Annotated in this window: 8 protein-coding genes, 1 tRNA gene and 1 riboswitch; of the genes, 5 read left to right on the forward strand and 4 right to left on the reverse strand. The window is 65.1% G+C overall.

Annotated features, from left to right (window positions below; all coding sequences use genetic code 11):
* Positions 1 to 8: 8 nt before the first annotated feature.
* The 4 genes from BJ970_RS02050 to BJ970_RS02065 all read left to right on the forward strand — a co-directional run bounded on the left by BJ970_RS02050 (position 9) and on the right by BJ970_RS02065 (position 6889).
* Positions 9 to 1634 carry a class I SAM-dependent DNA methyltransferase gene (locus BJ970_RS02050; RefSeq protein ID WP_184722906.1) on the forward strand — a complete coding sequence of 542 codons (1626 nt, stop codon included), beginning with the start codon at positions 9 to 11 and terminating at the stop codon, positions 1632 to 1634.
* Positions 1627 to 2829, forward strand: a complete 1203-nt coding sequence (locus BJ970_RS02055; protein WP_184722908.1) for a restriction endonuclease subunit S — start codon at positions 1627 to 1629, stop codon at positions 2827 to 2829. Before BJ970_RS02050 ends, BJ970_RS02055 begins: the two co-directional genes overlap by 8 nt.
* Positions 2830 to 6021, forward strand: a complete 3192-nt coding sequence (locus BJ970_RS02060) for a type I restriction endonuclease subunit R (protein ID WP_184722911.1) — start codon at positions 2830 to 2832, stop codon at positions 6019 to 6021. It abuts the gene before it with no gap.
* 157 nt (positions 6022 to 6178) lie between these two features.
* On the forward strand, positions 6179 to 6889 hold the full coding sequence (locus BJ970_RS02065; RefSeq protein WP_184722914.1) for a hypothetical protein: 711 nt from the start codon (positions 6179 to 6181) through the stop codon (positions 6887 to 6889).
* A gap of 542 nt (positions 6890 to 7431) precedes the next feature.
* On the opposite strand, the gene BJ970_RS02070 is transcribed toward BJ970_RS02065, so the two are convergent.
* From BJ970_RS02070 to BJ970_RS02080, 3 genes are all read right to left on the reverse strand, one after another.
* Positions 7432 to 7503: transfer RNA gene (locus BJ970_RS02070), tRNA-Val, on the reverse strand.
* 108 nt (positions 7504 to 7611) lie between these two features.
* Positions 7612 to 8076, reverse strand: a complete 465-nt coding sequence (locus BJ970_RS02075; RefSeq protein WP_184722917.1) for a peroxiredoxin — start codon at positions 8074 to 8076, stop codon at positions 7612 to 7614.
* Positions 8077 to 8190: 114 nt separating this feature from the next.
* Positions 8191 to 8625, reverse strand: a complete 435-nt coding sequence (locus tag BJ970_RS02080; RefSeq protein ID WP_184722920.1) for a DUF3052 domain-containing protein — start codon at positions 8623 to 8625, stop codon at positions 8191 to 8193.
* 294 nt (positions 8626 to 8919) lie between these two features.
* Here BJ970_RS02080 and aceE point away from each other — a divergent pair, with 294 nt between their 5' ends.
* Entirely contained in the window at positions 8920 to 11685 is a 2766-nt protein-coding gene (gene aceE / locus BJ970_RS02085; protein ID WP_184722924.1) for a pyruvate dehydrogenase (acetyl-transferring), homodimeric type, read from the forward strand.
* A 131-nt stretch (positions 11686 to 11816) separates the two neighbouring features.
* Here the strand turns inward: aceE and pnuC are convergent, their stop codons facing one another.
* The gene (gene pnuC, locus BJ970_RS02090) at positions 11817 to 12482 is read right to left on the reverse strand and encodes a nicotinamide riboside transporter PnuC (RefSeq protein ID WP_184722927.1); all 666 of its coding nucleotides are present in this window, start codon (positions 12480 to 12482) and stop codon (positions 11817 to 11819) included.
* Positions 12483 to 12581: 99 nt separating this feature from the next.
* Positions 12582 to 12714: riboswitch (FMN riboswitch) on the reverse strand.
* Positions 12715 to 12899 lie beyond the last annotated feature (185 nt).

Here is a 12899-nt window from a genome sequence, read left to right on the forward strand (position 1 = left end):
GGACGAGGATGCCTCCCCGCAAAAAGAAGGAACCGTCGGCACCGTCGACGATGAAGGAACTCAAGAACACACTCTGGAAGGCCGCCGACAAGCTGCGCGGTTCGCTGTCGGCCAGCCAGTACAAGGACGTGATCCTCGGTCTGGTGTTCCTCAAGTACGTTTCCGACGCCTATGACGAGCGCCGGGAGGCCATCCGCGCCGAACTCGAAGCCGACGGCTACGACGAGGAACAGATCACCGAACTGATCGACGATCCCGAGGAATACCAGGGCTACGGCGTATTCGTCGTGCCCGCGGCCGCACGGTGGTCGTATCTCGCGGAAAATGCGAAGGGCACCCTGTTCGCCGGTAACGAGCAGCCCAAGCCGATCGGGCAGCTCGTCGACGAAGCGATGGCAGCGGTCATGACGGAGAACCCGACACTCCAAGGCACGCTCCCCCGCCTCTACAACAAAGACAACATCGACCAGCGCCGCCTCGGCGAACTGATCGACCTGTTCAACAGCGCCCGCTTCTCCCGTCAGGGCGAACACCGGGCCCGCGACCTCATGGGCGAGGTCTACGAATACTTCCTCGGCAACTTCGCCCGCGCCGAAGGCAAACGCGGGGGCGAGTTCTTCACCCCGCCCAGCGTCGTCAAAGTCATCGTCGAGGTCCTCGAACCTTCGAAGGGTCGCGTCTACGACCCGTGCTGCGGCTCAGGCGGCATGTTCGTGCAGACCGAGAAATTTATCTACGAACACGACGGCGACCCGAAGCAGGTCGCGATCTACGGCCAGGAAAGCCTCGAAGAGACCTGGCGCATGGCCAAGATGAACCTCGCCATCCACGGCATCGACCACACTGGCCTCGGCTCCCGCTGGGGCGACACCTTCGCCCGCGACCAACACGCCGACGTCCAGATGGACTACGTGATGGCGAACCCGCCGTTCAACATCAAGCATTGGACTCGCAACGAGAACGACCCGCGCTGGAAGTACGGCGTACCCCCGGCGAACAACGCCAACTACGCCTGGATCCAGCACATCCTGTCCAAGCTCAAGCCCAACGGCGCGGCCGGCGTCGTCATGGCCAACGGCTCGATGTCATCGAACTCCAACGGCGAAGGCGCAATCCGCGCACAGATCGTCGAAGCCGATCTCGTCTCCTGCATGGTCGCCCTGCCCACCCAACTTTTCCGCAGCACCGGAATCCCGGTCTGCGTCTGGTTCTTCGCCAAGGACAAGAAAGCCGGCGACTACGCCGGAGTCGACCGCTCCGGCGAGGTGCTGTTCATCGACGCCCGCGAAATGGGCTACATGATCGACCGCGCCGAACGCGCACTGTCCAATGACGACATCGTCCGCATCGGCGACACCTACCACGCCTGGCGCGGAACCCGCTCCGCCGCAAAGAAAAACCTCACTTACGAGGACGTGCCCGGGTTCTGCAAGTCCGCGACACTCGCCGAGATCAAGGCCGCCGACTACGCGCTCACCCCCGGACGCTACGTCGGAGCACCCGAGGTCGAGGACGACGGAGAACCTGTCGACGAGAAGATTCAGCGACTCACCAAGGAGTTGCTGGAGGCGTTCGACGAGTCGGCGCGGCTGGAGAAGGTCGTGCGCGAGCAGCTGGAGCGGATCGATGGGTGAGGGAATTGTGACGCTCGATGAGCTCGCTGGCGACAACGTGCTTGAGATGGGGGCAGGGAGGCCCAGATCGGAGGGGGCAGGGCTTCCGGTGTTGAGAGTCGCGGACGTCTTGGAGGGTCGAATTCAAGCGACATCTCAAACCAGCGAGTCGACCATTCCGCCGCAGACAATGGGACCAAAGGTTTCCAGGCCAGGTGACGTCGTTCTGACGACCAAAGGCACGGTCGGTCGAGTCGCAATCATGCCTTCGGGCGGTCCGACTTTCGCCTACAGCCCTCAACTGTGCTACTTCCGGCCAGTCGAGGACGGCCCGCTCCATTCCCGATACCTGTACTACTGGTTCAAGAGTACGGAGTTCTGGGGACAGGCTGCCGCTCTCAAGGCACAGACGGACATGGCCGACTTCATGTCGCTACGCGACATCACATCACTAACGATGACGCTGCCCAGCGTCACGGAGCAGCGGGCGATTGCGGAGGTGCTGGGGGCACTCGACGACAAGATCGCCGCCAACGACCACACTGCACAACTGTGCTTGAAACTGGCGGACACTCGGTTCGCTGCTGCGGTCCGCGACATTCCGCTCGGCGACCGAACTTTCGGTGACCTTGCCGACGTTTTCGGCGGTGGAACCCCAAAGAGTTCCATGGACGAATACTGGAACGGCGACATCCCGTGGGCGACGCCGACTGACGTGACCGCACTGAGTGCGCCATACCTGTTCGACACCAGTCGAATGATCACAGAAGAAGGCATGGCCGCATGCTCGTCCAAGCGCTATCCAGCCGGTTCGATCCTGATGACCTCACGTGCCACAATCGGCGCCTTCGCGATCGCCAAGGTCTCGACTGCCGTCAACCAGGGATTCATCGTCGTCAACGCCAAGAATTCCGATCATCAATGGTGGCTGTTCCACGAGATGCGGGCGCGCGTTTCGGACTTTCTGAGCCACGCAAACGGAGCGACGTTCCTTGAACTGAGCCGAGGCAAGTTCAAACAGTTCCCAGTTCGACTTCCGGATACAGCAGCTCTCAAATCGTTCTCCGAGGGTGTCGGACCGCTTCACGATCTGGCGGCCCAAGCCATGACCGAGACAGAAAAACTCACCACCACCCGCGACTCCCTTCTCCCCCTTCTGATGTCGGGGAAGGTTCGGGTTCGCGATGCTGAGAAGGTCGTTGAGGAGGCTGTGTAGATGTCGCAGGTCGGATTCAGTGAGGCGGACTGGGAGCAGCTCGCACTGGACGAGTTGGCGGAGCGCGAGTGGCAGCACCTGCCGGGTTCCGCGATCGCTCCGGGCACCGAGGACGGCCGCACGTCCTGGGACGATCTGGTGCTCAAGTGTCGTGCCCTGACACGAATGCGGGCGTTGAATCCGCAGGTGCCCGCGCAGTGGCTGGAGCAGGCGTTCGCGGAGCTCGTCCAGCCGGAATCGCAGGACCCGATCAGCGAGAACAAGCGGCTGCACGACGCACTGGTGCACGGCTACCGCAAGATCAGCTATGTGGATTCGGACGGTGTCGAGCAGACCCCGACGATCCGCCTGGTCAGTCACCGGCCGGAGGACAACGAGTTCCTGGCCGTCAACCAGGTCACCGTGCGGTCGTTGGAGCACGAACGACGGTTCGACATCGTCTGCTACCTCAACGGGTTCCCGGTGGCGATCTTCGAGCTGAAGCAGGCGGGGGCGGAGGACGCCGACCTCGACGCCGCGCACGCACAGCTCGGCACGTATCTGCGTGAGTTCCCGATGGCGTTCCGGTTCGCGGTGCTCACGGTGATCAGCGACGGCATCACCGCCCGCTACGGCACCCCGTTCACGCCGCTGAACCACTTCTCGCCGTGGAACGTCGACGACGACGGCAAACCCGTCAGCCCCGACGACGACACCAACGAAAGCCAGCACCAGCTGGAGCTGGAATACCTCATCGACGGGGTGTTCAACACCGAACGGTTCCTGCAGTTGCAGCGCAACTTCGTCGCGTTCGACGAAGGATCCGGCGGTTACGTCAAGCGGATCGCGAAGCCGCACCAGTACTTCGCGGTCACCAAAGCGGTCGGCAAGACCGTCGACGCCGCGACCAGCAATGGCAAGGCCGGCGTCGTCTGGCACACCCAGGGCTCGGGCAAGTCGATGGAGATGGAGCTCTACACCCAGCTCGTCGGCACCCAGCCCGCATTGAAGAACCCGACGGTCGTGGTCGTCACCGACCGCAAGGAACTCGACGGACAGCTCTTCGACACCTTCAACCGGTCGCTGCTGCTCGCCGAGAAACCGGTCAAGGTCACCACCCGTGCGCAGCTGCGCGACGAGCTGACCAACCGCACCACCGGTGGCATCTACTTCACGACGCTGCAGAAGTTCGGGCTCAGCAAATCCGAAAAGGAGTCCGGGGCCGACCACCCGCTGCTGTCGGATCGGCACAACATCATCGTCATCGCCGACGAAGCGCACCGCAGCCACTACGACGACCTCGACGGCTACGCCCGGCACCTCAAGGACGCGCTGCCGAACGCGGTACTCATCGCCTTCACCGGTACACCGATCTCGTTCTCCGACCGCAACACTCGCGAGGTGTTCGGCGACTACGTCGACATCTACGACCTCAGCCGGGCCATCGACGACGGCGCGACCGTCCCCGTCTACTTCGAACCCCGACTCATCAAAGTCGGCCTGACCGAGCAGGTCTCCGAGGACGACCTCGACCAAGCCGCCGACGAAGCCACTACCGGGCTCGACGACGTTCAACGCGCTCAGGTCGAGCAGGCCGTGGCCAAGCTCAACACCGTCTACGGCGCTCCCAAACGTATCTCTGTGCTCGCCGCTGACATCGTCGCGCACTGGGAGACCCGCTCGGCAGCGATGGAGCAGTTCATCTCCGGGCCCGGCAAGGGCCTGATCGTGTGCAACACGCGGGAGATCTGCGCCAACCTCTACACCGCGATCACGAAGCTGCGTCCCGACTGGCACGATGACGCCGTCGACAAGGGCGCCATCAAGGTCGTCTACTCCGGATCCGCCTCCGACGAACCCCCGATCACGGATCACGTGCGCCGCGAAAGCCAGAACAAGACCATCAAGCAGCGGCTGCGTGACCCCGATGACCCGCTGCGGCTAGTGATCGTCAAGGACATGATGCTCACCGGTTACGACTCCCCACCGATGCACACCCTCTACCTCGACCGGCCGCTCAAGGGCGCGCTGCTCATGCAGACCCTCGCCCGCGTCAACCGCACCTACCAAGGCAAGGAAGACGGGCTGCTCGTCGCCTACGCGCCCCTGGCCGACAACCTCAACAAGGCGCTCGCCGAATACAGCCAAAACGACCAGGAGAAGAAGCCCGTCGGCAAGAACGTCGACGAAGCTATTGCGCTCACCACCACGCTGCTCACCCAGCTCGAACAGCTCTGCTCCGGGTACCCGTGGCGCGAGACCTGGAAGAAGGACGTGAAGAAAGGCTTCGTCTACGCCGCCAAGGGACTCACCAACCACCTCCGCTCCCCGCACACCCCCGGAAACCAGGTCGAACCCGGCGAGGAGACGCTCGGCGACAGGTTCCGCAAACTCAGCAACCAGCTCGCCCGCGCCTGGGCACTGTGCTCCGGCAGCGAAACCCTGGAAGAATTCCGGCCCGCCGCAAGGTTTTTCGAAGAGGTGCGGGTGTGGATGGCGAAGTTCGACGCACAGGAACGCCAGGCCGAAGGCAAACCCGTCCCCGAGGACATCCAGCGGATGCTCGCCGCACTCGTCGCCGAATCCACCGGAACCACCGGCATCGTCGACATCTACGAGGCCGCAGGCATGCCCAAACCATCGCTGTCCGACCTCAGCCCCGAGTTCCAGCAGAAAGCCGAAAGGGCCGAAAACCCGCACCTGGCCATCGAAGCGCTGCGCTCCCTGCTCGTCGAGGAGTCCGGCCGGGTCACCCGGCACAACCTAGTGCGTCAGAGGGCGTTCTCCGAACGCATCACCGAACTCATGCGCAAATACACCAACCAGCAGCTCACCTCCGCCGAGGTCATCGCCGAACTCATCAAGCTGGCCAAGGAAGTCGCCACCGAAGGCGACCGGGGCAAGAAGTTCGATCCGCCGCTGGGCGCCGACGAGCTCGCCTTCTACGACGCCGTCAGCACCAATGAATCCGCCGTCGACCTTCAGGGCGAAGACGTCCTCGCTCAAATCGCCCGCGAGCTCGTCGGCGTCATGAAACGCGACGTCAAAACCGACTGGACCGTCCGCGACGACGTCCGCGCCAAACTCCGCTCGTCAGTGAAAAGGCTCCTGGTCAAATACAAGTACCCGCCGGACAAGCAGCCCGAAGCCATCAAACTCGTCATCGAACAGATGGAGACGATGGCGCTACGAAACGCGGCACGGCCGAGTTAAACAACAACACCGACCGCGATCATGCCCGTGGATAGCGACATCTGCCATTTGGATGAGTACATCGGGGCGATAGGCCCAAACAACAGCAACCTCGCCGGGCTTGAAGAGCTCATTGGCTACATTGTCCGAACTTACCGAACCGAATTGGGAGATCCACGTGCCCGAAGCCGACGTTCTACTCGACGCAGACGCCCTTCTCGAAGAACTGGAATCGCTTCGGGAACGTCGCGACGAGGCGATCGAGGCCAACGCCGATTTTCTCTACGACCCAGCACGGCAGGTCCAAGACATCAGCTCCGAAGTCGACGATCGGCTGGCCGAGAGCGACTTCACCATGGTGGAGCAGTCTGTTAGGCAAGCGATCGACATCATCAACGACGCGGGCGACGACGCGCAGCTCGACGAATTGTGCCGCCTGGCAGCGATCCGCCTGCCCGGCGACACGGAACCGGAGCTTGTCGAAGAGCCTGATCTCAGCGCGTTCCATCGCATCATTGAGCCCGAACTCCCCAAGCCGAGCGGAACAGAACCTCGGCCGTCAGGCGACGACGAAGACGTGTTCATCGATGAGCTGCGCAATCGTCGCGACACATGTGCACACCGCATTCGTGCCCTTTTGGATCACTTCGTCTGGGATCTGTGGCCGAAGGCGTTGGAATACGCCGGCGAAGGAAACGTCAACGCGCTCAAGGCAATGTTGGAGGCATGTGAAGCGCTCGCCGCCGATCTGCGCGAAGCGTACGAGCTGTGGATTCTCTGGCTCAACGAGCTCTACACCGACTATCCATCCCATCTCGGCACCGTCGGCGAGGTCACGCACGCATGGGTGACCTGGCTCGTGAATCACCACCGCCCGCCAGCGAACTGAGCGCCCATAGCGAAGCTCTCAAAAGAGCCGTTGACCAATGGCTCGGCCATGTTTCCGTCGCGTCCGCCGATTGCCTTCAGCGGCAGTTCCGACGACTCATGAAGGGACACGTTGACGAGCTACAGTAGCCGCGTTTGGCGACCCTACGTCTCCGGCGCACAGCCACCGGTCGTCGGCGCAGCCGATCTACACCGAGCTGGCGGCACCGCATCACCCAGCGGATCAAGGCGCCGTAGCCACCCTGGTGCAAGCCCAGGAGCCATGCCTGTCAGCATCCAGCGCCGCGAGCTCGGCCACTCTCGCCTACCGCCGCTGCGTCAGCGTGGTCCTCACCGGGTCGCAACAGGGCGTGGGCTCTCCCTGTGACCGCCACGACAATGTCTTGACCAGGAAATGTGCACTCCGAACGTTCATCTGTGGCACAGCGGAAGCGGCTTGCAGCCGAGCCCGCGCAGCAAACGATCAAAGGAAGATCCTCTTCCTCGCACAAAAAAGCCCGCTGACCCGGCATTTCATCCCAGACCAACGGGCCGTGGCGACGGTGGGCGCAGCAGGGTTCGAACCTGCGACCCCTTGCTTGTAAGGCAAGTGCTCTTCCGCTGAGCTATGCGCCCTGGGTGGTGGCCGTCCGGTTCAGTCAATCGGATCGCCTCGGACACCTTACCGGTGTGTCGCGGCATCCTCGGCACCCGGTCGGCCACCACGCTACGTTCGGCCGTTCGTCACGCCGTGAGCTCGGCCAGCGCCTTCTTCCAGACGTTCTGGTCGCGAGCCTCACCCGGCTGGTTCACCTCGGCGAAGCGGACCTTGCCCTCCGTGTCGATCAAGAACGTGCCGCGGTTGGCCATGCCAGCCGCCTCGTTGAACACGCCATATGCCTTGGCGATCTCGCCGTGCGGCCAGAAGTCCGACAGCAGCGGGAAGGTGTAGCCCTCCACATCCGCCCAGGCCTTGAGCGCGAACGGGGAATCGACCGACACGCCGAGCACCTGAACCTTGTCGTTCTGGAACTCGCCGAGGTCGTCCCGGACCTGGCACAGCTCGCCCTGGCAGATTCCGCTGAACGCGAACGGGTAGAAGACCAGCAGCACGTTCTTCTTACCCTGGAAATCGGCCAGCGAGACCTTTTCCTTGTTGAAGTCCGGCAACGTGAAGTCCGGCGCCTGTGCACCGACCTCGACCGTCATGAGTGCACCCTCCTGTTCGACGTGACCTTGTCATCGCCGAACCTACACCGACCCGACCGCCGTGGGCACCGATGGCGAGCACCGGCGCCCACGGGGTGGACAGCACGCGGCCGCTCAGCGCCGGGCTTTGGCCCGGCGGTAGGCCAACCTGGTGCCCATCCAGCTTTCGCCGAGACTGACGTTCGCTGTTTGGGCCAGGTTCGCCGTCGATGCGGCCTCTGCGATGTCGGCCGGCTCGACATAGCCGTCCCGGCCGGTCTTCGGGGTCAGCACCCAGATGACCCCATCGTCGGACAGTGGCGTCATGGCATCGAGAAGCGTGTCCGTCAGGTCGCCATCGTCTTCGCGCCACCACAGCAGCACGACATCGACCACTTCGTCGGCATCTTCATCGAGCAGTTCGCTCCCGCAACGCTCCTCGATCGCGGCCCGGACATCGTCATCGACGTCCTCATCCCAGCCGAGTTCTTGGACAACCATCTCCGGCTCGATGTCGAGCCTCTCGGCGACGTCGGCTTCGCCTTTACCGGCGTCTCCCGCGGCGACCACGGTTTGCTCACTCCTCCAATGCACAGGTGCGACGACCGTTCGGCGCCGCACACCTTCCAGACCTGGCGGATAGCGAACACTGCCGACCGCCACCCGCGCAACTGCTAACGGCACGACACGCCGTAGCAACACGTTGAGCCTCGACTGTAGACCGGGATACCCGACACCGACAGCCTGGTCCGCACAGGTCCAACCGCCGGTGTACCTATCGACAGCCATGATGGGGGACGATGACAGTGTCGGACATCACTGTCGGACACCCTGCCACGTCCACGACGTAGTCGAGGAGTTCCCTTGTCCCCGCTCAACAACGACGCCGCCGCCCCCACCCCGCGGGTGCGGGTGATCCGGGACGGTCTCGCCTCCCACCTGCCGGACATCGATCCGCAGGAAACCGAGGAGTGGTTGCAGTCCTTCGACTCGGTGCTGTCGGCCAACGGGCAGCAGCGTGCCCGGTACCTGATGCTGCGGCTGCTCCAGCGCGCCCGCGAAACCGGCGTCGGTGTCCCCTCGCTGACCAGCACGGACTACGTCAACAGCATCCCCACCGAGCAGGAGCCGTGGTTCCCCGGCGACGAGGAAACCGAGCGCCGCTACCGCGCCTGGATGCGGTGGAACGCCGCGATGATGGTGCACCGCGCGCAGCGGCCCGGCATCGGCGTGGGCGGCCACATCTCGTCCTTCGCATCCTCCGCCAGCCTCTACGAGGTCGGCTTCAACTGGTTCTTCCGCGGCAAGGACCACCCGGGCGGTGGCGACCACCTCTACATTCAGGGCCACGCCTCCCCCGGTATCTACGCCCGCGCGTTCCTGGAGGGCCGGCTGTCGGCCGACCAGCTCGACGGGTTCCGCCAGGAGTACTCGCACGCCGGGCCGGGCGGCGGCCTGCCGTCGTACCCGCACCCGCGGCTGATGCCGGACTTCTGGGAATTCCCCACCGTGTCCATGGGCTTGGGCCCGATGAACGCGATCTTCCAGGCGCGGTTCGACCGCTACCTGCACGATCGGGGCATCAAGGACACCAGCCAGCAGCGCGTGTGGGCGTTCCTGGGCGACGGCGAGATGAACGAGCCGGAGTCGCGCGGGCTGCTGCACGTCGCGGCCAACGAAGGCCTGGACAACCTCACCTTCGTGATCAACTGCAACCTGCAGCAGCTGGACGGCCCGGTCCGCGGCAACGGCAAGATCATCCAGGAGCTGGAGGCGTTCTTCCGCGGCGCGGGCTGGAACGTGATCAAGGTGATCTGGGGCCGCGAGTGGGACGCGTTGCTGCACGCGGACCGCGACGGGGCGCTGGTGAACCTGATGAACACCACCCCGGACGGCGACTACCAGACCTACAAGGCCAACGACGGGGCCTTCGTCCGGGAGCACTTCTTCGGGCGCGACCCGCGCACCAAGGAGATGGTCAGGCACCTCACCGATGACCAGATCTGGGGCCTGCGCCGTGGCGGCCACGACTTCCGCAAGGTTTACGCGGCATACAAGGCCGCCACCGAGCACTACGGCCAGCCGACCGTCATCCTGGCCAAGACGATCAAGGGCTACGGGCTCGGGCCGCACTTCGAGGGCCGCAATGCCACCCACCAGATGAAGAAGCTGACGGTGGACGACCTGAAGCTGTTCCGGGACAGCCTGCGGATCCCGATCAGCGATCAGGAGCTCGACCCCTACCTGCCGCCGTACTACCACCCGGGCCAGGCGGCTCCGGAGATCGAGTACCTGCAGGAACGGCGCCGGCAGCTGGGCGGCTACCTGCCGGAGCGGCGGGTGCGGGCCAAGCCGCTGGTGCTGCCCGGCGACAAGGTCTACGAGGTGGTCCGGCGAGGCTCCGGAAAGCAGGAGGTCGCCACCACGATGGCGTTCGTCCGGTTGCTCAAGGATCTCGCGAAGGACCGCGAGATCGGGCCGCGGATCGTGCCGATCATCCCGGACGAGGCCCGCACCTTCGGGATGGACTCGATGTTCCCGTCGCAGAAGATCTACAACCCGCTCGGCCAGCTCTACACGCCGGTGGACTACCAGTTGATGCTGGCCTACCGGGAGAGCGAGCAGGGCCAGATCCTGCACGAAGGCATCAACGAGGCCGGGTCGACCGCGTCGTTCACCGCGGCGGGCACCAGCTATGCCACGCACGGCGAGCCGATGATCCCGGTCTACATCTTCTATTCGATGTTCGGTTTCCAGCGCACCGGCGACAGTTTCTGGGCCGCCGCGGACCAGATGGCCCGTGGGTTCGTGCTGGGTGCGACGGCCGGGCGGACCACACTGACCGGTGAGGGCCTGCAGCACGCCGACGGCCACTCGCAGTTGCTCGCCGCGACGAACCCGGCGGTGGTGGCCTACGACCCGGCGTGGGCGTTCGAGGTGGCGCACATCGCCAAGGACGGTTTGCGGCGGATGTTCGGCGAGGACGCCGAGAACGTCTTCTTCTACCTGACGGTCTACAACGAGCCGTACCAGCAGCCGGCCGAGCCCGCGGACCTTGACGTCGACGGATTGCTGCGCGGCCTGTACCGGTACCAGACCGCGCCGGGCGGTTCGGGGCCGCGGGCGCAGATCCTCTCCTCGGGTGTGATCATGCCGCTGGCCCTGAAGGCGCAGCGGATGCTCGCCGAGGAGTGGGGCGTGCAGGCCGACGTGTGGTCGGCGACGTCCTGGTCGCAGCTGCGGCGCGAGGCCGAAGCCGCCGACCGGCACAACCTGCTGCACCCGGAGGCCGAGCCGCAGGTGCCGCATGTGACTCGGGTGCTGTCGCAGGCCGACGGGCCGGTGGTCGCGGTCAGCGACTGGATGCGCGCGGTGCCGGACCTGATCCGGCCGTGGGTGCCCGGCGACATGGTCAGCCTCGGTGCGGACGGGTTCGGGTTCTCCGACACCCGGCCGGCCGCGCGCCGGGTGTTTCTGGTGGATGCGGAGTCCACAGTGGTCGCGACCCTGGCCGCGCTGGCCCGCGCCGGTCAGGTGGACAAGTCCACGGTGGTCGAGGCGACCCGCCGGTACCGGCTCGACGATGTTCAGGCCGCCGGGCCGCAGACGTCGGACCCCGGTGTGGCGTGATCGCACCGGGCCGCCTCGCGGCCGAGGCCCGCAGGTGCCGTCCGGTTGAAGCCGGACGGCACCCCGGGAGATCGCGATGTGCGCGGCGACGGGCAGGCGGTGTTGCCCAAGGCAAATTGGGCATTAGATGATCAACGAGAGAGGCCGGAGTCTGCTGGCGACGGGGGCACCTCACGCGCACGCTGCACCTTCGCCGTGCGGTTCCAGCTCCACCAGCCGTGGATGACCAGGACCGCGAAGATCACGTAGATCGCCGCGCTGAAATACAGCCCGGAGGCGATCTGAAGTGGCACGCCGACCGCGTCGACTGCCAGCCAGACCAGCCAGAACTCGACCAGACCGCGCCCCTGCGCCCAGAACGCGACCAGGGTTCCGATGAAGATCCAGGCGTCCGGCCACGGTGCCCACGAGGCATCCAGCGCGGACAGCAGCAGCGCGAAGGCGGCGGTGCCCAGCGCCAGCGCGGCGATCAGCACGAGCCTCTCCGCGCCGCCGGCCTTGCGCACCGCGACGCCGTAAACCGGGTCGCTGCGGCGGTTCCAGGCCCACCAGCCGTAGCCGGAGATCAGCAGGATCATCACCTGCCGGACGGCCAGTCCGCCCAAATGCGCGGATGCGTAGACGGCGAAGAGCAGGACCGTCGCGGATATCTGCACCGGCCAGGTCGCGAGGGTTCTGCGTTGCGCGAGGAAGACCACGGCCAGCGCGCACAGCTGCCCGACCAGTTCCGCCCAGGAAATCTTCTGGCCCAGCACGGTAATCCCGTTGCCGAGCACCCATTCCGCGACAGCCTGCACGCCCGCTCCTCCCACCGGCTGTGAACGCACCGGGGTTAGGCGGGAAGCCGACACGCACGACCGTCGGCGCGGTGCGCCGACGCCCGGCTTTGGCCGCCCGTGCGCTGCCTCCCATCCGGACTTTCACCGTCGGTACCGGAATTCCACCGGATCGGCCGACACCTCCGCGGGGAGACGCCGGTTCGCGGACTTTCACCGCCGGTTCGGATTTTCACCGAGCCCCGGAGCGCACGACTTCGTTCGTAGTGCTCAACATCGTGCGCCCGCGGAACTGTTCCGGCATTGATACGTGCCTTGGATCACAGTCTTGATCACGGCGCACCGCCCGGGCCGCGGGAATCCACAAGTCCGGGGAAAGGGCGAGGATTGCTGCCCGGATGGCCGATCGAACACCCGTGCCCCTGTCGGTAGACTCGG

This window comes from Saccharopolyspora phatthalungensis, assembly GCF_014203395.1.
GTDB classification, from domain to species: Bacteria; Actinomycetota; Actinomycetes; order Mycobacteriales; family Pseudonocardiaceae; genus Saccharopolyspora; species Saccharopolyspora phatthalungensis.